Source organism: Pseudoalteromonas sp. PSi26, from assembly GCF_054960575.1.
In genome coordinates this window covers 1-21,986 of the sequence record NZ_JBHNYT010000019.1, presented here as the reverse complement: position 1 = coordinate 21,986, position 21,986 = coordinate 1, and the positions used below count along the sequence as shown (strand labels likewise).

The 21,986-nt window shown below is 35.7% G+C and carries 17 protein-coding genes; 13 read left to right on the top strand and 4 right to left on the bottom strand.

Going from position 1 to position 21,986, the window contains the following annotated elements; genetic code table 11:
• The first annotated feature begins 1 nt into the window (after window position 1).
• The 7 genes from ACFI34_RS16890 to ACFI34_RS16860 all read left to right on the top strand — a co-directional run bounded on the left by ACFI34_RS16890 (window position 2) and on the right by ACFI34_RS16860 (window position 9,862).
• A complete protein-coding gene (locus tag ACFI34_RS16890) occupies window positions 2-1,696 on the top strand; it encodes a hypothetical protein (RefSeq protein ID WP_462674327.1) in 1,695 nt (564 codons plus the stop codon).
• 38 nt (window positions 1,697-1,734) lie between these two features.
• Entirely contained in the window at window positions 1,735-4,062 is a 2,328-nt protein-coding gene (locus ACFI34_RS16885; RefSeq protein WP_462674326.1) for an McrB family protein, read from the top strand.
• 9 nt (window positions 4,063-4,071) lie between these two features.
• Window positions 4,072-5,388, top strand: coding sequence for an McrC family protein (locus tag ACFI34_RS16880; RefSeq protein WP_462674325.1), 1,317 nt, complete (start codon window positions 4,072-4,074; stop codon window positions 5,386-5,388).
• Window positions 5,389-5,722: 334 nt separating this feature from the next.
• The gene (locus ACFI34_RS16875; protein ID WP_462674324.1) at window positions 5,723-7,489 is read left to right on the top strand and encodes a MotA/TolQ/ExbB proton channel family protein; all 1,767 of its coding nucleotides are present in this window, start codon (window positions 5,723-5,725) and stop codon (window positions 7,487-7,489) included.
• A complete protein-coding gene (locus tag ACFI34_RS16870) occupies window positions 7,489-8,187 on the top strand; it encodes an OmpA family protein (RefSeq protein WP_462674323.1) in 699 nt (232 codons plus the stop codon). Before ACFI34_RS16875 ends, ACFI34_RS16870 begins: the two co-directional genes overlap by 1 nt.
• Window positions 8,187-9,323, top strand: coding sequence for an HNH endonuclease (locus ACFI34_RS16865; protein WP_462674322.1), 1,137 nt, complete (start codon window positions 8,187-8,189; stop codon window positions 9,321-9,323). The genes ACFI34_RS16870 and ACFI34_RS16865 overlap by 1 nt, the downstream gene beginning before the upstream one ends.
• Window positions 9,324-9,352: 29 nt before the next feature.
• Window positions 9,353-9,862 (top strand): hypothetical protein, encoded by a 510-nt coding sequence (locus ACFI34_RS16860; protein ID WP_462674321.1) that lies wholly within the window; start codon window positions 9,353-9,355, stop codon window positions 9,860-9,862.
• Window positions 9,863-9,968: 106 nt separating this feature from the next.
• On the opposite strand, the gene ACFI34_RS16855 is transcribed toward ACFI34_RS16860, so the two are convergent.
• The gene (locus tag ACFI34_RS16855; protein WP_462674320.1) at window positions 9,969-10,937 is read right to left on the bottom strand and encodes an HNH endonuclease; all 969 of its coding nucleotides are present in this window, start codon (window positions 10,935-10,937) and stop codon (window positions 9,969-9,971) included.
• A 254-nt stretch (window positions 10,938-11,191) separates the two neighbouring features.
• Window positions 11,192-11,833 carry a hypothetical protein gene (locus tag ACFI34_RS16850; protein ID WP_462674319.1) on the bottom strand — a complete coding sequence of 214 codons (642 nt, stop codon included), beginning with the start codon at window positions 11,831-11,833 and terminating at the stop codon, window positions 11,192-11,194.
• A 226-nt stretch (window positions 11,834-12,059) separates the two neighbouring features.
• Here ACFI34_RS16850 and ACFI34_RS16845 point away from each other — a divergent pair, with 226 nt between their 5' ends.
• From ACFI34_RS16845 to ACFI34_RS16825, 5 genes are all read left to right on the top strand, one after another.
• Window positions 12,060-14,081: an AAA family ATPase gene (locus ACFI34_RS16845; RefSeq protein WP_462674318.1), complete on the top strand. Its 2,022-nt coding sequence runs from the start codon at window positions 12,060-12,062 to the stop codon at window positions 14,079-14,081.
• 102 nt (window positions 14,082-14,183) lie between these two features.
• Window positions 14,184-14,951 (top strand): GIY-YIG nuclease family protein, encoded by a 768-nt coding sequence (locus ACFI34_RS16840; protein ID WP_182798062.1) that lies wholly within the window; start codon window positions 14,184-14,186, stop codon window positions 14,949-14,951.
• A 19-nt stretch (window positions 14,952-14,970) separates the two neighbouring features.
• On the top strand, window positions 14,971-15,945 hold the full coding sequence (locus ACFI34_RS16835) for a helix-turn-helix transcriptional regulator (RefSeq protein WP_462674317.1): 975 nt from the start codon (window positions 14,971-14,973) through the stop codon (window positions 15,943-15,945).
• Between the two features lie 74 nt (window positions 15,946-16,019).
• On the top strand, window positions 16,020-17,117 hold the full coding sequence (locus ACFI34_RS16830; RefSeq protein ID WP_462674316.1) for a cell division protein FtsZ: 1,098 nt from the start codon (window positions 16,020-16,022) through the stop codon (window positions 17,115-17,117).
• A gap of 75 nt (window positions 17,118-17,192) precedes the next feature.
• Window positions 17,193-17,492: a cyclic-phosphate processing receiver domain-containing protein gene (locus tag ACFI34_RS16825; protein ID WP_462674315.1), complete on the top strand. Its 300-nt coding sequence runs from the start codon at window positions 17,193-17,195 to the stop codon at window positions 17,490-17,492.
• Window positions 17,493-17,656: 164 nt separating this feature from the next.
• On the opposite strand, the gene ACFI34_RS16820 is transcribed toward ACFI34_RS16825, so the two are convergent.
• Together ACFI34_RS16820 and ACFI34_RS16815 are read right to left on the bottom strand one after the other, a co-directional pair.
• Complete coding sequence (locus ACFI34_RS16820; protein ID WP_462674314.1) at window positions 17,657-19,219, bottom strand: tyrosine-type recombinase/integrase; 1,563 nt, start codon at window positions 19,217-19,219, stop codon at window positions 17,657-17,659.
• Between the two features lie 124 nt (window positions 19,220-19,343).
• Window positions 19,344-21,017, bottom strand: a complete 1,674-nt coding sequence (locus tag ACFI34_RS16815; protein ID WP_462674313.1) for a tyrosine-type recombinase/integrase — start codon at window positions 21,015-21,017, stop codon at window positions 19,344-19,346.
• A gap of 259 nt (window positions 21,018-21,276) precedes the next feature.
• On the opposite strand from ACFI34_RS16815, the gene ACFI34_RS16810 reads away from it, so the two are divergent.
• Window positions 21,277-21,522 (top strand): YfhL family 4Fe-4S dicluster ferredoxin, encoded by a 246-nt coding sequence (locus tag ACFI34_RS16810; RefSeq protein WP_462674312.1) that lies wholly within the window; start codon window positions 21,277-21,279, stop codon window positions 21,520-21,522.
• The last annotated feature ends 464 nt before the right edge of the window (window positions 21,523-21,986 follow it).

The following is a 21,986-nucleotide window of genomic DNA, read 5'->3' as shown; positions in this document are numbered from 1 at the left end:
TATGCAATTAGCTACTTTTTTAAGAAATACAATATTAGGTGATGATGCAGAGGGACGTGCTACTGAATTTGTTAAAGTGCCAAATAATAATAGTAAAGAAGGTCTTATTGCTATTTCGTTAGAAGAAGATACTTTCCTATCTTATATCATTTGGCCTATGAATACATTTCACATCATTGCTAGAATGCTTGATACTTTTGATGTGTATCAAAACGTAGTATCTTTAAAAAACTATTGTGAACTCCCCTATAAAGGCTCAACAGGAAGGCATGCGCGAACGTGGATCGAATCTATATTATCTAATGAAAATGAAAAAGTAATTAAAGTTACCCACCGATTTTATGAGCTTTTGTACAATTTATTTAAGAGTTCTAACGCAAGTCAACAAGTTAGTGATTTACTCCAAAACCGAACTTATTTTAGTCAGTTAATAGAGTTATTTAATGCAAGCGATAGTTGTGCTTTTGAAATCAAAAATACTTTATTTTCAGAGGGCGCTCCCGCATACATTGCAGCCCAGGTTAAAAAGCTAGCACGTTCAGAAAGTTCAGCGATATTGAGCTTTTCAAATTGTAATTCCAGTTACGGAAGTGTCCATTATAAAACCCACACACCACAATCAGGTATATCCTTAAATAGTTTGAGCCACGATTTAGCTTATGTAAAAGCAGGTGTAGAGATAAACTCACTACCCCAAAAATTCGAATACAGCAATGAGCAAAAAGACTTTAATATTTTACTTTTGCCTTGGCCATTAAAAGTAGAAGATAATTTCTTCAATACAGCTGTAAAACCACTATTACAAATGGATGATGAATTTGGGTTCTTCTCATATTCTAACTTAGAAGTAATTACAGCAAAAAAAATTATATATGCAGTTGAGAGTTCTGATAGCCCTTTAGATCTTGTTGTAATTCCAGAGTGTTCAATTGATAGTGTAAATAAGCAAACTATTATTTCAGAATTAGGTAGGTACTTTAAAAGCAAGGATTTTAAAGTTCCGACTTTTATATTTGGCGTTTTTACAAAAGGAACAGGCGGTACATACGGTGAGAATAGCTTATCGGTATTAGTTTGGGATGAAAACACGAGTTGCTTTGTTGCGGAGACTCAACAAAAGCACCATCGCTGGGCTATTGATCAGCAACAAGTAAGTAATTATGGCTTACAGAAGGTTTTTGAAGGTAAAAAAGTAAAGTGGTGGGAAGACTGTTTAATTGGATCTAGAAAATTACTTTCATTTGAAAAAAGCTCAACTCATATATGCCCATTAATATGTGAAGACCTTGCGAGGCAAGAGCCGATCTCAGGTGTACTGAGATCATTAGCCCCTCATCTAGTTGTTGCTCTTCTTTTAGATGGACCTCAACTTAAAAGTCGCTGGCCAGGGCATTACTCGCACACTTTAGTCGATGAGCCGGGAAGTAGTGTCCTTACTATTTCACCTTATGGGATAGTTGAACGCTCTACAAATGGTGGTGAGTTTTCTAAAAGTAACGTGATCTCCTTATGGAGCGAGCCCAATAAAACTGTAGAAATCGGGTTAGATGATGAAAAGGCAGGTGTAGTTTTAACGCTAGTACAGGAAGAATCGAAGCAATGGACTGCAGATGGCAGATTAGAACCAAAGAAAAGGCTGATATATAAAGGCCATCGGTCTGTTTGCTCTGCGAATGAGTTATCTGAAAATAATTAAAACCTCTAAATACTTAATATCATTTAAAAAGGAATTGTATGCCAACCTATAATAAATATAACTTCAATGGAGAACAGTTAGGTAAAGCACCGCTTATTTTAGCGGTAATGAAAAAGTATGTTGCAGATAAAAAACCAACTTATGAGCAACTGAAACAAGACTTCCTAGCAATCGAAAAAAATAGAAGTAAAAGCAAGCCTCTATACATAACCCCAAAAGAATTAGAAGAGAAGAAAAAGCATGGTAAAGATAAAAGAAAGCGATTTTTTGAGTCTGATACAGAGGCTTTAACTCTAGGTGATGGCACTCGAATTTTTGTGAGTAACCAATGGAGCATTGATAGTACTGAAAAAGTCATTCGCTTTGTTAATTCTAAGTTTGATTACGGTATTACAGACGTTATTGAGCACAAGTCCATAAATGATTTATATAACGATTATCTCAAAAAGCCTAATAAAGGTTGGATTGCTGCTTATGAGCGTTTTAGCGCAGAAGTGAAGCAAAACATAGGTAATACAGCCTTCAATTATGAAGCTGAATTTATAGAAAAACTATGGAAGTCTGAATCCAATGGAATTGCTAGCGCTAAGCCTGGGATTCTGAGCAATGATGAATACAAAAACCTTTTAGACGACTTGCCTGAAATTACGGCTTTGATATTCAAAGACCCTACTCCAAACACTTTAGAAAAAATATATAAATGGGCTGGTGAAGCTAAGAAGGAAGGAAAGTTTAACACTGTTAAGCGTGGTGTGATCCACAGGGTTTTTGCTGCCGCAGATCCTAAAAAATACAATACGATTTTAAATGTTGATGGTTTAAGAGCTTTTACGAAATACTTAAATGATGCTTTTGATTTAGGAATTAATGTTAGTTGGAATTGGGCAGAATTAAATCAGGTTGTTACCGAAAAAATTAAAAGTAAGGTAGATAAACCTGAAAATGAGCTTGTTTTTAATACATTCATTTGGTGGCTGTTTGAAAAGCTAAAAAAAGAAAGTAACGATGAAAACTTATATATAGACGAAGATGAAACGGATCCTTCAATGGCCTCAGAACTAAATAAATCAGAAAAAAAATCAAAAAACCTTATTTACTACGGTCCACCTGGTACTGGCAAAACTTTTACCCTGCAAAAGCTGTTAAAAGAACAGTACACAGAAACAGGAACTTCTGAAGAGCCTGTAGTTTGGCTTAACAATAAGTTGGGTGAGTTAAGTTGGTTTGAAATTATTACACTTATTTTGTTGGATTCAGAGCACTATTTATCTGTCACAGATATTGTGAACCATGAGTATTTTACAAAGAAGTTAGCGCTCAATGGTAGAACTGCCAACATAAGGCAGACAGCTTGGGCTGCTTTGCAAACTCATACCATTCAAGACTCAGAAACTGTTAAGTACGCCAAGCGCATTGAACCACTAATTTTTAACAAAGATAAAGATAGTAAGTGGACTATTGTTGATAAAGAACATGAACTAATCGCTAGTTATAAAGAGCAACTAAATGAGCTTAAGGCAGGTCCCCCTGTCGAAAAAGAAATAAAGCGTTTTGAGTTTGTGACTTTTCATCAATCTTATGGATATGAAGAGTTTATTGAGGGTTTAAGGCCAGTTACTAACGATGATGGTGATATAAGTTACATTGTAAAGCCTGGTATTTTAAAACGCCTGTGCAAGCGTGCTGAAACTGACCCTAATCATCAATATGCACTAGTGATTGATGAAATTAACCGAGGCAATATTAGTAAGATATTTGGTGAGTTGATAAGCCTTATTGAAATAGATAAACGGGCTGGTGAAGAGCATTCACTTACCGTTACTTTGCCATACTCAAACTTACCTTTTTCGGTACCTAGCAACCTCGATATTATTGGCACAATGAACACGGCTGACCGTTCTTTGACGCATATAGATATAGCGTTAAGACGCCGTTTTGAGTTTGAAGAGCTTAGAACTGACTACTCATTATTAAAAGAAAATGTAGATGGTATTAACTTAAGGAAGCTTTTATTCACGATTAACAAACGGATAGATCTTTTATTAGATAGAGAGCACATTATCGGCCATGCCTTACTAATGAAAGTAAATAATTTGGTAGATCTTAAAAAAGTATTTATCACTAATATTATGCCGCTATTGGAAGAATACTTTTTTGAAGATTGGGATAAAATTAAGCAAGTATTTAACGGCAACGGATTTGTTTCAGAGCTCAAAGATGCTCATACAACTTGGCTTGGTGGCTCTGATGAGTATGCAGCGAAGTCTTACTTTGTAGACCGTAAAGCCTTTGACAAGATTGAAAATTATACAGCTGTTTATCAAAACATAAATGATGAAAATTTTGATGAAATGAAACAGAGCTAAGGAAGGTTTATGAGTACATGGTCTGTTTATGAGTTTTCTCGCTTGTACAAAGGTAATATTACTAAATATGAGGATGATCATTTAAACCTAGAACACTCTCAATTTGAAGCGCTCAAACAGCTGTTAACTTGCAGTGAGGCAGACCATGATAAGTTATTTAGATATGGATTTGAAAAGCGACAAGAGGTATTAGTTTGCCAAAACTACGTTGGTGTAATTTGCTTACCTTGCGGCGACCAAATTGAAATATTGCCTAAAACACATCGAAAAAGCGTAAATAGTGTGAGTGATGAAAGTGGTATTGATAGTAATCGCTCTAATCTCATAAAAATGTTAAAGGCAACGCGTTATTTACCAGGTAAGGTTGCCGAGAATGCATCGTTAGATATGGCTAAAATGCCGTTACTTGATGTATTCATACAATTGTTTTTGCAAGAGGTAAGCTTATTAATTAAGCGTGGTATGGCAAGACAGTATGAAACGCATGAAAGTAATGAGCCTTTTATTAAAGGCAGAATATTGGTTAGTCAGCAAATCAGACATAACTTAGTTAATAAACACCATCACTTTATAGCCTTTGATGAGCTGACAACTAATCGCCCTGAAAACCGATTAATTAAATGTGCTTTGCTCTGGTCGCTCAAGCGCGTGACAGCAAAAACGCAACATTTTTGCAGGGAGTTACTATTTCATTTTGAAGAAGTAACAAGCTCAAAAGCTATATGGCAGGATCTCAATGCTTGGCAACGGGGCAGACATTTATCTCACTATGAAGCGATTAGGCCGTGGATAGAGATGATTTTTAAAGATCAAAGCCCTACATCGGTAAATGGTTCAAAAAGTATGCTGTCTATATTATTTCCTATGGAACGAGTATTTGAGGATTACGTACCAATTTGTTTGAAGAAACAATTCCAAAAATATGTAATTAAAACACAAACTCGTAGTAAATATTTAATCAGCCATGAGCCTAGCGACAATAAAAAACGCACCAATAATGGCAAGCTTTTCCAATTAAGACCTGACTTACATATTCAAGCTGGAAGTAAATTAGTTATTGGTGATACAAAGTGGAAGGTGATTGACGAAAACTTACCTAAATACAAGTATGGAATAAGTGAGGGCGACATATACCAGATGTTGGCCTATAACCAAACTTACCAAAAGGATGAATTAGAACCCGCAGTGATTTGGCTGATCTACCCTATGACACCTCAATTTTTAAAGCCCTTGCCTGATTTTATTTTTGATAACGGCCTTACACTTAAAGTATTACCATTTGATATTGATAAGTCGGAGTTAGTAGAGAACTCGGCTGATAATTAATGGTTAATATTGCCTAAACAGTTAAGGTTACTGAATTTAAGCTTAAAGTTCGGTTGTATAGCCTGCTTTTTTAGTGGTTTATCATTATTTTTTTGCTTATCACAGTTGATTTATATACTATCTCGCCACGACTAAAGTATTGCTTTATTTTAGTTGTGGATGGCGAAAGGGAACTTAAAGATTTTATGGATAAAAGCCAAGCAGTATTACCATATCCCCACTGTTAATTTTATACCTCTTTATGATTCTTTTCCTTGCTATTAATGCGTGTTTTCTGCTTTGAGGTTTCAAAGTAGTTGTTTATTTAATTACGAGAGTACAAAAGATAAATCATATGGATATACTAGAAAGTTTACTACGCGGTTTTGATACAAACGTTGTTAGTGGTGTTGTTTTAATTTTAATGCTTTTTGTTTTTGGTTTAGGTTTGTTTTACACCAAAAAAGCTAAGCAAGTTGAGTTTGTTCAGTTTGTTCCAACACTATTAACTACTATGGGTATATTTGGTACTTTTTTAGGTATAGTTCTTGGTTTATTAGAATTCAACCAAAGTGATATAGAGGCCAGTATTCCGTTATTACTAGCGGGTTTAAAAACGGCATTTATTACAAGTTTAGCGGGTATATTTTTATCTTTAGTGTTTAAAACCCTGTCTACGTTTTCGTTCTTAAAACCTAAGCAACTAGAAGATAGCTTTTCTCATGCAACACCTGAGGCGATATTAGGTGCTATGCAAGCGCAGGTTGCAGAAACAAAAGTTTTAAAAGAGGCGATTGTTGGTAATGAAGAGTCAACACTGTTTGGGCAATTAAAAATATTACGTGGTGATATTAATGATAATGCAAAAACATCGATTAATATTGCCCAAGAACAAGCTGTAAAACAACAAGAAAACTTTGAGGCGTTTAGTGAAAAGCTATGGCTTAAACTACAAGACTTTGCAGATACTTTATCAAAGTCAGCTACAGAGCAAGTTATTGAAGCGCTAAAACAGGTGATTAGTGATTTTAATAATAACTTAACAGAGCAGTTTGGTGATAACTTTAAACAATTAAATGAAGCGGTAGTTAAATTAGTTGAATGGCAAGAAAACTATAAAGTTCAGCTTAAAGAAATGAGTGAACAATACGCTCATGGTGTTGCTTCTATTTCTGCTACTGAGTCATCTGTTGCTCATATTAGTGAGCAAAGCCAAATAATTCCTCAATCTATGGGTGAATTAAAAGGCGTTATGGAGGTTAATCAACATCAATTAGCTGAGCTTGAACGCCATCTAGAGGCCTTTAAAGATATGCGCGACAAAGCTGTTGAAGCCGTCCCGCAAATTCAAAAACAAGTTGAAGCTACAGTAAACGATATATCGGCTGCTGTAACAACAGCGAGTGACCATTATAAAACCCTTCTTACACAATCAGACGATTACATAAAAACTCACGTTCAGACATCTAATGATTTATTAGACAAGTTTGCTCATGAAACAGAGAAAGGCATTAATAGTGTTGGCGATCGTTTGATTGAAAGTTCAGACAAGATTGGTAAAGAAATTCAAACTGCAGGTAATATATTTTCAGATAATACAGCTCGTACTAACGAAAGCTTAAAGACAACATCTGATCATTTACAGTCGCAAACTGAAGTAATTAAGCAGCACTTACAAGATACAGTGACAGACCTAAATAACAATATGCGAGACATGATTGAAAAACTAGTCGATGACGCTAAAGACATTACTTCAACTATGAAGCAAGCTAATCAAAACCTTGTGACTGATACAGAGCAGGTGCGTGACACTGTAGTTAAGTCTGCAGAAAAACTTCAGCAACGCCTTAATGAAGTGATTGACGATGCAGCTACACAGCAAATTAACCAAGCTAAACGTACCTTTGACGCAATGGAAAATGAGGTTAAAAAGCAGGTTGGTATGACTGGTGAAGCCGTAGACTCACAACTAAAACTTATTGATACTGCGATGCAGCAAGAAATAAACCGTGTAATGAACGAAATGGGTAAGGCACTTGCGCAGGTAAGCGGTAAATTTGTTGATGATTACATTAAGCTAACTAAAGCTATGAATGAAGTTGTAAGTCAGCGAGTAATGTAATGGAAAAGATATTTGGCTTTCTAAACACCTCTCAAGATAGTGGTGACCATTGGTTAACTGTATCAGATTTGATGGCCGGTCTAATGGTTGTATTCTTGTTTATAGCTATTGTTTTTATGATGATAACTCAAAAAGAAAACGACAAGATTAAAGATGTTGCTGTTGCTTACCAACAAAACCAAGTTGCTATATATGAAGCTCTAGAAAGCGAATTTGAAAAAGACCTTGATAAGTGGGGAGCAACAATAGACAAAGAAACGTTAGCGTTCAATTTTCAATCTCCTGATGTTTTATTTGCTAATAATGAAACTCGATTAAGTGACGCATATAAAGAAATATTAAAGGACTTTTTCCCTCGATATATCAACGTGCTTGCTCCGTTTAGGGACTCTTTAGATGAAATTCGTATTGAGGGTCATACTTCGAGTGTTGGTTTAAGAGGCTCTACAGAAGCGCAAGCATATTTTTATAATATGCGACTATCTCAGGGTCGAACACGTTCTGTATTAGAGTATGGCTATGCACTTATGCCTAATGAGTCTGATTGGATTAAAGCTAATATTGCTGCAGTTGGTTTTTCATCTTCACGTTTAATTAAAGAGAATGGAGTGGAAGATGCTGCAAGGTCAAGGCGTGTATCCTTTAGGGCTATTACTAATGCTGATATTCAAATAAAACGGATACTGGAGGCGCAGTAATGAAGCTAACAGTTGATTTTAGTGCGTTACATAGAGCGGTAGCACCTTTAGGGCAAGTTGTTACAGACTTTTCTATTACCAGTGATGCTTCTGAACTCGAAAGCATTGGCAGTCATCTTAATCAAGGGATGATTTTAGGTAAAGATGTACAGTTAGATGAAATTGATGGGTCAAACGGTGTACTAAACTATGATGGCCATCAGGTTATGCTTTATATACCAGATCAAGGAGATGATATTGAAGCAGTGTTGTCTAATGGTAAATTGGGACGACGTATCCATGTGGCAGAGTGCTCTACTCTTGAGTTGATGCGAGAAACAGGCCGGTTTAAACGCTATGATGTAATTAATCGCGTTGATGGCTTTTTTCCTGTATTTGGCTCAAGCTACAGAGGAGGCTCTAATACAGAGGGGGAAGCTGATTTAGGTGTATGTAAAAACTGCTTAAAAATTCTCAATTACAAGGGTTACTCTACGCAAAGTCCTCAAGTTAAAAATCAAGTATTTAATAGTTTTTCGTTTGAACAATTTTTCGAAGTTTATAGCTCCTACTTTAAAAGTTTACCTGTTAACAGTAAAAAACATACAAGTGGTTATACGTCAGATTGGCCATCAATTTCGGCTAAGTTAAGAAGCGATTTGAATTATACATGTGAGCAATGCGGCGTTGACCTTAAATCTGAAAAAAGGCTCTTACATACTCATCATATCAATGGGAATAAAGCAGATAATGAACGAGATAATTTGAGAGTACTTTGTGCAGATTGCCATAAAAAGCAGCCACATCATGATCATATATATGTAAGCAACTCAGATATTCTCAAAATTAACCAGCTAAGACGAGAACAACATAAGTTTGACGTGTTTAATTACGATAATCTGCGAGAGTGTGCAGATACAGCATTAGATGGCCTTCTGCAAAAATGTGAGTCGACTAGGTTACCAGGTGCTGAGCTAGGGATTGTTATTCAAGATAAAGAAACATTTGTTTCAATCGATCTTTGCTGGCCAAGGCGTAAAGTAGCGGTGCTTATTAATATGAGTAATTCTAATATATTAAGAAGACACGGCTGGACTGTATTTACTGCATTCGACGCCTTAAATAACTTTGAGAATTTTCAACGCCAAATTAGATAAGAAATTTTAATTTTAAAGGATTAATTTATATGCACTCTAAAGCAAGCTTTGTTTTTTGGCTTACATTAGCACTTTATTTGCTAACACTATTTACTGTTACTTATGTAGGGGTTTATCTAACCTATATAGCTCTACCACTTTTGGTCATTTCAGGCCTAATCATGAAGTGCACAAAACCAAAGGCTGAGGTACAGAAAGTTTATGATGATAGTAAATCTGCAGCTACTCAGGTGCTACTAGGCACAAGTAATTTTTTAGATGATGTTACTGAAGGTATAAGTGAATTTAATAAAAACTTAGAAATTAAAAATAAAGTACACGAGCTAGTCAGAGAGCGAACGAAGGCCTATATAGCTAAGATACAATCGTTGAAAATAGAAAAAATACCCTTTGAAATGAAGTTAAGCCATGCAGAGCTAGGCTCAGAAAAGCGCAATCTACAAGATGAAATAGAGCGTATTGATAGGGAAATAGAATTGAACAACAAGCATATAGAGCAGATTAAGATAGCCTGTGAATTAGAAGTTAGAGCTCCGTAGTATATATAAATTTGGGGATAGCTATAACCTTAGCAACTTTCTATATGAAGCCCTAATCAATTGTGCTAATCATAGGCAGTTGCGTAAGGTTGTTACATATTAAACTTTATTTACCAAGTGCTTTATCTAATTTTGATTTGGACAAAGTATTTCGAGAGACCAAATTTTGTTTTAGTTTATCAAAGTTAATTAAGTTGTTTTTTTGCGCTAACTGTTTACCATTTAACTCGTAGTACAAGTCATAATCTTTAAGTTTATTACTTACCTTAACCACAAAATTATCATTAATTTTAATCAAACCATCGTCAAAAAGCTTATGCAAATCAGAACGCAAAAGCAAGCCGTTCTCATTTTCAAAGTTACCTTTATGGTTAGTATCAGCATGTGGAATTATATGAGCAGCTTGCAGTGATTCCGCAGGGCATTTTCCCGACATAAAACAAGTTTCACCATAAATACTTAAAAGTTGTTTTCTAAACGGGCCTTGACCTACTCGGACATAAACTAGGCGAATCTTATCGTTTGTGTCTCTATCCTCAAGTGTTTCTATCTCTTGCAAAGATATAGTATCAAGAGAAAGGTAGCTATAAAAAATATCGGTTGGGTTTGTATTGTCAACAGTAATTAAGCGTGATTGCACTTTATCTGTATTTACTGCTTGTTTTATGAAACTAATAGCATGACTTGTATTTATATTACCTGTTAACTCTATCTGATGTTTAGACTCGCCATCTAAATCCATTTCTTCATGAACTACTTTTTTAACCTTGTCGTCTCCAGCAATGTAAAGAGCTGCTTTTTTATTTGTTATTTTTAAAGTGAAAACACCTGCGCCTTTATTCTTTTTACAAAGCTTTCCAGCTACAGGGTATTTATGTACACCAAACCTAAACCTCCCATTTACTAAACTCCATAAATCAAAGTCGCCAATTAATGCTTGGATTTGATAAATTACTTTTTTAAATTCGACTTCATTTATTATTATATCGTCGTTAAGACGGCTTCTGATGAGTAAGTATACATAATGCGCCACCTCATCAATGTCAAACCTAGTTCCTGCTTTTATGAGTATCATTTTATTTCCCTAAAAATTATCGGTGTTTGTAAAAATGTAAATTTATTAAATTGCGCGTTTTAGCTAATTATAAGTACCTAAAAAACATCTGGTCCAAATGTTAGTTAAATTTTTTGTATTTATCATGTCGTTAATTTCGACAAGTATTAGATTAGAAACACTACTGAGGTATCTGTTTTATTTACAGAGCTTAGAGTTTTCTTTATTAGTGGGAGTCAAGTTTATGTAGTGCTAAATAAAGTTTGAATGCTTCCCTAAATCCAAATTTTTTCTAAGCATTTAGAGTTCATCATATCGTTAATCTCTATAAATTTTAGATATGCTTTTCCTTTTTTTAATGATTTATCGTTGATACCAAGTTCCGAATTTTGGTAAGTAATGGGCGTGACATTTATATAGTGAAAGCTATCAAGTCTAATTAAAACCTTGTTTAAGCTGTCGTTACTAATTTTTGAGTTGAGCTTTTTTGATATGAGTTCATGAAGCGGAGTCAGTTCAATATCGGCGGTGTGCATATTTGTAAAGTGAACCTCTAAATTATCTTCACCATAATATTGATATACAAGTTCATTTGTACTGCAAATAAAAACAACTCCTTCACCTGCACTGATTTGATCTAAGATATTAAATAATCCTAAAGCTACTTTAATATCAATAGGTTTCAAATTGGGATTTGAAATCACGTTATTGGTAAAAGATTCAAAACTATCGGGAGCCTTGTCAAAAGAAAACCCTTTCTCACCATTGTTATTTTTAGTATATTTTTGCAGTAGTGGTCTATGTATATAGATTTTACTATTTTTTAGATGCTTTTGAGTGAGCTTAGTATTTTGATGCTTATTCTTTAAAACAATAGGGTTATCTACCGAGCCTGGTTTTAAATTAACTTCTTCCATATAAAGTCCATTTCAACGTTATAGTCTGTATATTGCTATAATATTCATTATAAAACAAACACTTATTTTTTTACGTTTGTTTTTCTAAATAAAAAAAGAAAAACCTTTTTTATTTACTTTAAGTTCAATGGCTTATGCCGTTTTGTGTTTGCTTTTCTTACGTGATCTAAAAATATTTCACCCAGCTACTATGTACTCATTGATTAACAATAACTAGGTACATAGCATGAACACAACCCCTCAATTAAAACGTATTGTGGCACACTTTTCCACTGAATTATTAGAAGAGTTCGACGTAGAAGAGCTTTGGCAAGATAAGCTATTTAAAAAAGCGTTATGTAGCATTTCTGGCTTTAGCTATACAAATTTACAGGGCTTAGATGTTGATGATTTGATAGCCCGATTAGATCATTTAGCAATAACCACAATGCCTAAAACGTTACAAAAAAATGCGCATATATTTTGTAAAGCGTTTGGACTGCCCAAAACGGTCACTCCTTTAGTTATTTTTTCGTGTTGCATGACGCTCAGTAAACCATTACGCGAACTTGTTGAATACTTACGTGACGATTATGCGAGCATTATTTTAGAAAAAATAGCTTATGCGGTTGGTATTGATGAAGCACTACTCAACAAGCAAATTGGGTTAATTATTGAATCTGGCATGTATTCAATGGATATGGAGATATTTGCTGGGGAAGATGAGTTTTTAATATTACCAGACGCAATTGCTAAAAGTCTTCTCGAGGGTAAATTAAATAGTGAAAGTGATATTTTATCTAACTTGGTTACCCCTTGTGAAGCTTCTGAACTTAGCGCTGCTGATTTATCTCACTTAGATTTAAATACTTTACTAAAAGCCACGCAAAATGCGACTAAAACGGGTGGGCAAGCATTGAGTATTTTATTTTATGGTGTGCCAGGTTCGGGCAAAACTTCATTGGCTAAATATTTAGCGCAAGCCTGTGGTTCACAGTTGCTAAAGGTACAAGCTAAAGGCAGTAACTTAATAAACCCAACAAACGAGCTCGATAGTCGAAGCGCAAGCTCTGAGCTGCGTTTAGAGCACTTTAATGTGGTGAGTAAGTTGGTAGGTAAGCGTAAAAAAACAATATTGTTATTGGATGAGTGTGAAAACATTTTTGAGCGTGATTTATTCTCTAAAAGCTTCTCAAAAGAGCTACTTCATACTTATATCGAAAATCATCCTGTAGTGAGTATTTGGATCACAAATCATTTAGAAGATTTACCACAGAGCGTTATTAGGCGATTTAATATTGTTTACGAAATTCCTGAGCTAAACAAAACCACTAAAGAAAAAATGATTGGCAAATATGTTAAAGGTTTGGGTGTTGGTAATAGTTTTATAAGTAAATTAGCTACTCAAAAAAACTTACTGCCAGCTCATATTGCTAAAGCTGTTCATGTAGCTAGGTTATGCGGATTTAAAGCACAAACCGCGCGTGAATGCATAGAAGAGAATATTCAAGATACTTTAACTGCATGCGGCTTTTCAACACACGAGCTGACTTATCAAGCAGCGCAAAAGTTTAATCCTAAAATGGTGAATATAGAGTCTGAGTATGCGTCACTCGAACAGGTAGAAGAGGCTGTAATTGAATATTCGAGTTCACGAACCCTGCTAACGGGCCCGCCAGGTACAGGTAAGACAGCTTTTGTAAATTACTTATGCGAAAAAGCTGATTTTAAACTTATATCTGTTAAAGCATCTGACTTATTAAGCAAGTGGGTTGGCGAAAGTGAGCAAAATATTGCTCAACTATTTAAACAAGCTACACAAGAAGGAAGTGCAATATTTATTGATGAGGCTGATGGTTTGTTGTGCAGCCGCGAACAAGCAACGGCAAATTGGGAAGTGCAAACAGTTAATGAATTACTATGCTATATGGACCAATTTCAACTCCCACTTTTTGCCGCAACTAACTTTGCTAAAAATTTAGATAAAGCGGTAATGAGGCGATTTGATTTTAATTTAAATTTAACCTATTTGACTCCGGTACAGGCTAAGCAATTATTTAAAGATACATTAGGTCCAGGAGTGTTAAATAAGCACCTAATGCATGAGTTATTCAAGCTTACAAAGCTCACACCAGGTGACTTTGCGATTGTAAAAAGGCAAATGAAGTTTTCAAAAAAGCGAATGACACAAGAGCGAATGTTATCGATTTTACAAGAGCAAAACGATCTTAAAGAAGGCGAAAAGCAGAAGATTGGGTTTGTTATTTAGTTTTTAGAATTAGTTACATCTAATTATCGCTACAGAATAGTGGACTTCTCACAGCTTATAACTTAGAAATAGTTAAAAGCTTTAATTCTTAAAAGGATATCTATGAAAGTTAATGAACAGTATGTCTATATATACAGAGACCCAAAGACTTCCAAAATTAAATATGCGGGGAGGGGCAAGTCTGCTACACGAGCCTCATCGCACCAAAAAAAGACACATAATAGTGAACTTGAGAATTGGCTGAAAAAAGCAAGCTATAAGCTCGAAATAGCAGGCCCGTATGAAAATGAACAAACAGCTATTGCTGTTGAAGAAGCATTAATTTCTACTCACCAGCCTGAATTTAATATGCGAAAAGAGTCTTCTAAGTACAGTTTTCGTCCTTTGGGTGTGCCAGAAAAATACATTACTAGGCTTGAGCAACAACCTTTAGAATATGACTGTTTGTTTAAAGGGAATACAGAGTCAATTATATTAGTTAAGGTCACAGATAAAACGCTAGGCGATAGAGTTGGGTATAATTTAGTAGACCCACCTAGTGATGATGCAATCGTCGAAAGAGTAGAAAAATATTGGCAATTAGGAAATGATAAATATCTAGGGACTTGGATTAAAGATAAAAAACTGTCTCCGACGTTAATACTTGGTATTACAGGGAGTCCTGGAAACCAAGTAATAATAGCCTCTCTTGAAGTTGATATTTCTGCATGGGATGCGGTTGAAGTTATGAAAAAAAAGCTCATAACAGTACCTTTAAAAGATCGATCAAAGTTAGATAAACATTATTTACGTGGGTATCGTATAGCTTTATCAGCTGACATTAAATTTGGACGAAGTATCCAAGAGCACTTTAGAGTAATTCAAAAATGACTACTTCCCACCTAATTTAATGAATTCACATCGTCATTTATCAATTTTAGAGCTTGTGCCAATAACGCCTAGCTCTATCTCGACCCAACAGCTACAGCGAAAACTGCTTGAACGCGGCTTTGAAATTTCAACCCGTATGCTACAACGCGATCTTCAATTACTTTACGAGCAGGGTTGCTTCGGCCTTGAAAAAGACACGCGCAGTAAACCGTATGGTTGGTCTATCAATGCGCAGTGGCGAGGTGGTAATACAAAAGTAATGAGCAGTGAAATGGCTGAACACTATTTGCTGTTGGAGCAGTTATTACCGCAATCAGTCCCAAGTGATGTTAAACAGTCGGTACATATTAAAGCAGAGCAGGCGCTTAAACGTTTTAATGGCCATGTACCTGACTGGCTTGCAACGCTACCAAAACCTTCCTTAAAAGTGAATATTGATAATCAGCTAGTTGAGCAAATTGAGCATGCGATTAAGCATAAGCGTGTAGTGAGCGCTGAGCTTTATAGAGTACTTTATGATGAGGCACATTGGCTAAAATTTGCTGAGTTGAGTTTTTATAATTTAGTTGAGCAAGGCGGTGTGTTAATGGCGCAGTTTATGGTGGGGTCGCTTCACGATAAATGTTACCAGATGCCGGTTTACCGTATCCGCAATGTACACATTTTGCAAAAAACACGACGAGAGCCAAGTACTGAGCAGCTAAAGTCATTACGCAGTGCGATTAATAAAGGTATGAAGCAAGAAGCGATTGAGTTAGTTGTCAAAGTGCCTAGCTACTCTGCGGTTAATCAAGAGTTTATTGAACTTGGCGAGCTGACTGATAAGCAAAGTATTGATGAAAAAAATGTATTACTTACCTACCAAACTATTGATACCGAGCAATTGACTGATGAGCTATTTAAATGTGCTCATTGGCTAGAGGTTATTAAGCCTGAAAAGCTGCGACAAAGAATTGTTAGCAAGCTTAAAGCGGCCGCTAACATTTATAAATAACTCCAACTAATTTAGGTGCGTCAAAAATTGACGCACCTGTTTGTTATGCTCCTTTTAAAGATGAAGGAGGTGTTATGTTTCAATTAATTCAGCAGAATGATGGTTTATCAATCGGTGTATTTGGTATTGGTGGGTGCGGTTGTAATACGCTTAACAGTATTTTTGAGCAACGCGAGTCTGATCAGGCGCACTTGTACAGTGTTAATACCGATAAAGTAGTGCTTGAGCATACACAAAGTGATGAAGCTGTGCTTATAGGTGCTGAGCTCACTCATGGTTACGGTGCCGGCGCAGACCCTAAAGTTGGGTTACAAGCGGCAGAAGAGAGTAAAGAGCAGCTCTTAACGCTCATTAATGGTTGCGATATAATTCTGTGTGCAACAGGGTTGGGTGGTGGTACTGGGACTGGCGCCAGCCCTTACATTGCACAACTTGCTAGTGAGCAAGGTAAGCCCATTATATTTGTTGCTACATTGCCATTTAGCAGCGAAGGCGAGTTTAGAGGCAATATAGCGCAAATTGGCCTAAATGAACTCAAAGAGCATGCTAATGCAGTTATTACGCTCCCAAACGATCAACTGATTGAAGTGTTTGGTAACGATATCGGCTTATTTGATGCCTTTAAACATAGTAACCAAATACTCCACTCACTCATAAAATCATTAATCGATATGCTGTGCTTTCAAGGCCTAATAAACGTTGATTTAAACGATTTTGCTAAAATTATGGATTGCCAGGGTGATGCAGTACTAGGTGTTGGTAAATGCAATGAAGAAAGCGAGCTTGCCATTGCATTGGATAGTGCCCTTAATAACCCGTTAGTTAATCAAGTGGATATGTCGTCAAGTACGGGTGTAATAATACAAGTAAATTGCAAAGAAGAAATCTCACTGGGTAGCTATAACCTTATTACTGATACTGTGCGCCAGCAGGTAAGCCCAAACGCGTTGGTTATTTGTGGCGTCTCTAAAATAGAGAGCTTATCAACTAATTATGAGTTGTTGATCATCGCAACCGGTGCAAGCGCTAAGATGATTGTTGAACCTTTCAATAAAGCGCCTAGTAGCGAAGTCGAACAATCGCCAGCTGCTAGAGCCAAACCTCAACCCTCTGATATTTTTGACATACCAGCGTTTATACGTAATCAAGCTCCAGCACCATGTGGAAAATAACTATTATTATATAGCTTAAAGGGTTGTTAGTTATTGCTTTCAGAGTCTGAATACATTTTTCAGTGAGATAAACCTATGAACGTATATTTAGATGATGAAAGAGAAACACCAGCCGGTTGGTTACGAGCCTATTGGCCTGACGAAGTGGTTGCATTTTTGAAGAGCGGCAAAGTAAAACAGCTCAGCCTTGATCATGATTTAGGAAATGATAATAAAGGCACTGGCTATGACGTTTTACTTTGGATTGAGCGGGCAGTGTTTATTGATGGCTTTGTACCACCGACAATAGCCGTCCATTCAGCTAATAGCTCAGCACGAATTAAAATGGAATGCGCAATTGCACAAATTAATTTACTGGCTAGGCATCAATACTGAATGAGACTTAAAATAAGTAAAGCTCCAAAGTAGTCGCTACTAAGCCAAAACCATCTGATATTTTTGATATCCCCGCTTTTATACGTAACCAATCTGCACCACCTAGTAAAAGCTCTTTATAGGTTTTGTAAGCAAAGAAAAAGTTGGATAGCTATATGTAAATGCTACTCTAGTATTTGTAAAGGGCGGCTCTTTTTAAGCTTTTGGGCTTGCTGAGTTATATTACTCCAGATAGTTGAATAATCACTTACTGTGCTTTTGACTTTGGCGATAAATTTATTTGAATAATCTAATTTTAAAAATGATTTTTTAGTCGTTTTGTTTTTTAACTTAGCCTGTATTTTTACTTCTTTAAGTACTTCCTTCTCAAATAGGGAAAAGTTTTTATAAAGTGCTTTAATATCAGTGTTATATATTTTATTCGAGTGGTCATAATGTTTACTCATCGGATCGTGATCTGAAACAGAGTGATGAAGCATTTTTTTAGACTCAATTTCAGCAATTGTTGATGACCCAATTTTTTTAGTTAGCACTTCTTTCATATGTGATTTTAAGAAGCTGCGAAGTAGTGTTGGAAATGCTCCGGCTGAGCCTTTTATATTTATGTTATCTCGCGGCGCCGCTACCATGTCTTTTGGCGCATGATATTTAAGAGTTCGGTTTAAACTCTCTTTACTAATGGGTTTTGAGTTGTCTTTAACCTTGCAAAATAAGTAGGTGCGGTTTATGTCTGGGTTTAATTTTAACTCTTGCTGTATTGCTTTTTTCATCTCGGGTGTGAGTTGTATTTTAAACTCTTTTTGGTTTTTCATAGCACCGCGAGTGGTATGGGTTGTTTCAGGAAACGTTAAAAATTTAGGATTATTTAAATCATCTATATACGATAGACGTAGGTTGCAAATATTTATAGGCCTTAGCCCTGTAAACATCATCAACAGAACAGCATTTATTAATGTATTATTTTTAGCTGTTTTTAGGTTTATGTATAGCTGAGAAATTAGAGATATTTCAGTATATGCCTTACAAGGAATAGGCTTCGCCGTTCTAGAAGATATATAATTATTGTCTACCTCTAGGAATGGATTAGTGCCGTTATTATATTTATTTTTTGCGAACACCCACAGTTTTTTCATCTGCTCGAATAGCTTAGCCACATGCGGACCACTTTTCTCTGTTAGTAGTTGGTCAAGCGTTGCTTCTATTATCTCAGGCGTAATAGACTGAAATAACGTATTTTTACCAAAGGCATTTTGAATTGCATTAAGGTAAGAGGTGTATGTTGTTACTGTGGTTTCAGCTAACTTGCTGGGGCTATGTTTATTAATTGCCTTTAAGTTTTCTACTTGTTTACTCACTACAAATTCGAATGTGTAATTAGAGGTGTTCTTTTTGTATATTTCGGCCGCTTTTAATTTCGCTGCTGAAAAACTCATATCATTAGAATCACCAAGCTTTGTGTTTTTTATGCCATGTTCTTTTTTAAAATGAGTAAAAAATTTAATAATACCATCATGCTGGAATACAATTCTAATCTGATCTTTAAGCTGATATTTTGAAAGCCTTCTTCCTTTATCCTGCGATAATATAATAGTCGCAAGACTGGCTAGCTCTTCCATTGACTCGTCACTGTACGGTGGCTTAAATGCATTAAATTCAGCCATGCAAAGGTCACGACTTTTAATCGTGACCTCACATGGTTTTACTGAATTTAATACTGATGTTGCCATTAATACATAAGCCTTAAAAAAGTTAAAATCATCAAATACCTGATGAGGTATCGCTCTAATAAGGCAATGATATGAAATTAATTTTTTTTACAAAAACTTTGGTAAGTCGAAATTAAACTTTTATTTAATTATTTTTTGCTTTGGCTTCTTGGTCACTTAAATACTTCTCAACGACAGCTCTTCCCTCTGCTGTTAAGATCAAATCTTTTGTTACTCTGCCCGTATCACCAAGTGGCTGATTAATGAAGTTTACATAACCGCGCTTGTAAACTAGATGTGCTTTAATCCTATCTCTCAGTGCTTTCTTTTGGCTGTTTTCTTCTAGATTGCTAGCCTGTTTACTCTGCATTCCTGTAAGTCTTAGCTGCTGATTTTCAAGCTCTTTAGCTCTTTTTAAAATACTAGCTTCATGAAGTTTAAAAACATTAAATTTCAACTTTGTTGAAGTGCCAAATAGCTCTTCAGATTTATCATAATTTAAGCCGTTTGGATCGTCTTCTTTTCTAAGGTGATGAAGTGCGAGTCTTGTGAGTTCTTCTGCGTGTTTAAAATGATAGCCGTTGGCAACCATAATCGCTTTTGTGTTGGATTTAAAAAAACTTCGGCACATTGTGCAAAATGCACCCGCAGATCCTTTCATTACAATATTTCTTTTATCTCCTTTTACTGTATCAACAGGGGAGTAATCTTTGATGATTTTGTCCAGCGACCTTTTAGCAAATGGTTTGTTAAGATCGCGAGGCTGAAGAAATATATGATCAGGGTTACAGTTCGGAAGCGCATTTTCCATCCACGCTCTTTGTTCCAAAATAATCGCACGCATAGCTTTGGTTAATGGCAACTTGTATTCTTTTTGGTTTTTCATTTCGCCACGCACACCAACAACGGATGCTGGAAATGTAATTAACGTAGGGAAATCGAGACTATTGAGCCACTCCCATTTCATCTGCGGAATGTTGATTGGGCGTATACCTGTTAAAATCATAAATCGAGCAGCATTTTTTTGATGTACATTTGGGGCCGATGCGAGGTTTATCCATAATTCAGCTATCGAATCTAAGTCTGTATAAACTTGGCAAGGACGGGGGCTTTCTACACGGTCAGATACGTAAAAGTCATCGATATCAGCAGCTGGGTTTTTACCTGAGTTAAATTTGTTTTTGGCAAATCGCCATACTCTTCTAATTTGTGCAAAAAGCTCGATTGCTTGGTTGTTAGACTCTGTTTTTATAATTATATCTACAATCTTTTCTAACTCTCCAGCTGTAAGAGACTGGAACGCTCTCTTAAGCGGAAAATGATGCATGAGCTTTTTTATTCTGCATTGATATGTTCTGAGCGATGAAGCTGCAAATTTAGTGGGTGCGGTGTTATGACGCTCTATTAAGCTTTGTTCATAAGCATCAAACACAGTTTTAATATTATGATTATTTAAAACGCCATATTTCATTTGTTCAGTGATCTTACGCGCTTTTGCTATTGTTAATTCAGGTGCTTCACCTAACTTGGTATTAGCTATGCCAGATGATTTAGGGAAAGCTGAGTAAAAAGATACTGTTCCAGATAGGGTAAATATAAGACGAAGATTGTGTTGTGCCTCATATTTCGATAATCGCTTTGTATCTTGCTTCTTAACCTCTTGTTTTAATTTTTCTTTTTCCTCAAAAAAGATGATTTGAGAGGCCAAAATAACACAGCGATTTATGTGCTGCATAGAAAATGGCGATTTAAGTTGCTTCCATTCTAGTTTCGCTTTCGTGTATTGAGCTTTGGTAAGCGTTGATAATGATTTTTTCACTTTGATTAAACCTATATAAATAAAGGCCTTGCGGCGATTTTTATTGATTAAGATCAACAAAGCAACAGAGAATGATAGGCATAATTCGCGGCTGTAATTTACACCCAAAAATAAAAATTTGTGTTACTAACTTGTGTTACGATTTAATGAAAAATAGGGGTTTTTTATTAAACTAGAACTGCACAAAAGTTAGCCTTTACACACCTTTTTTTTACTTATCTTTTTGTTTTATATAAACTTTAATTTTAAAGGTTAAAAAATGGCTCTACTTATAAATAGCAAATGCATTAACTGTGATATGTGCGATCCCGAATGCCCAAATGAAGCTATACATATGGGTGCTAAAATTTATCAGATAGATTCTGAAAGGTGCACCGAATGTATAGGGCATTATGAAAAGCCAACCTGTATAAGTGTATGTCCAATAGATTGCATTAAACCAGATCCAAATTGCCGAGAAACGATAGATGAGTTAGCCGATAAATATATACGTATTAATGGTTAGTAATAGTACCTAACAATTTTACTCATACAGCTATACATAAAAGCAGTTTGTGTGAGTGCTTAAGATGAATAATTATGAGGAGGCTTAGAGTTATTATCTTCGTAAGAGTGAAATTAGTTCAATGTAAATAACCATATCCTTTGTATAAACTGATTGAATGGTCTTTTTATATGCAAATTATACCCCCTCAAACCGCGGTTTGTATGTATTTTGTACTAAAACCAAGTTCTTTTGAATAAGCGTGAAATAAACGTTGACCATCATTCGAATATCCCTATAATGCGACCCCACTGAGACGGCAGAGCAGGCAACGCTTAAGCTGCAGGCAAACCACTTAGTGAGTCGAGTAAAACTTGATTTTAGATTTTTATAAAATTTAAAATTAGGTGTTGACAAAAAAACAGGAAAGCGTAAGATTCGCTTCCCTTGAGTCGCTAAGGCAACTCAAACGTTCTTTAACAATA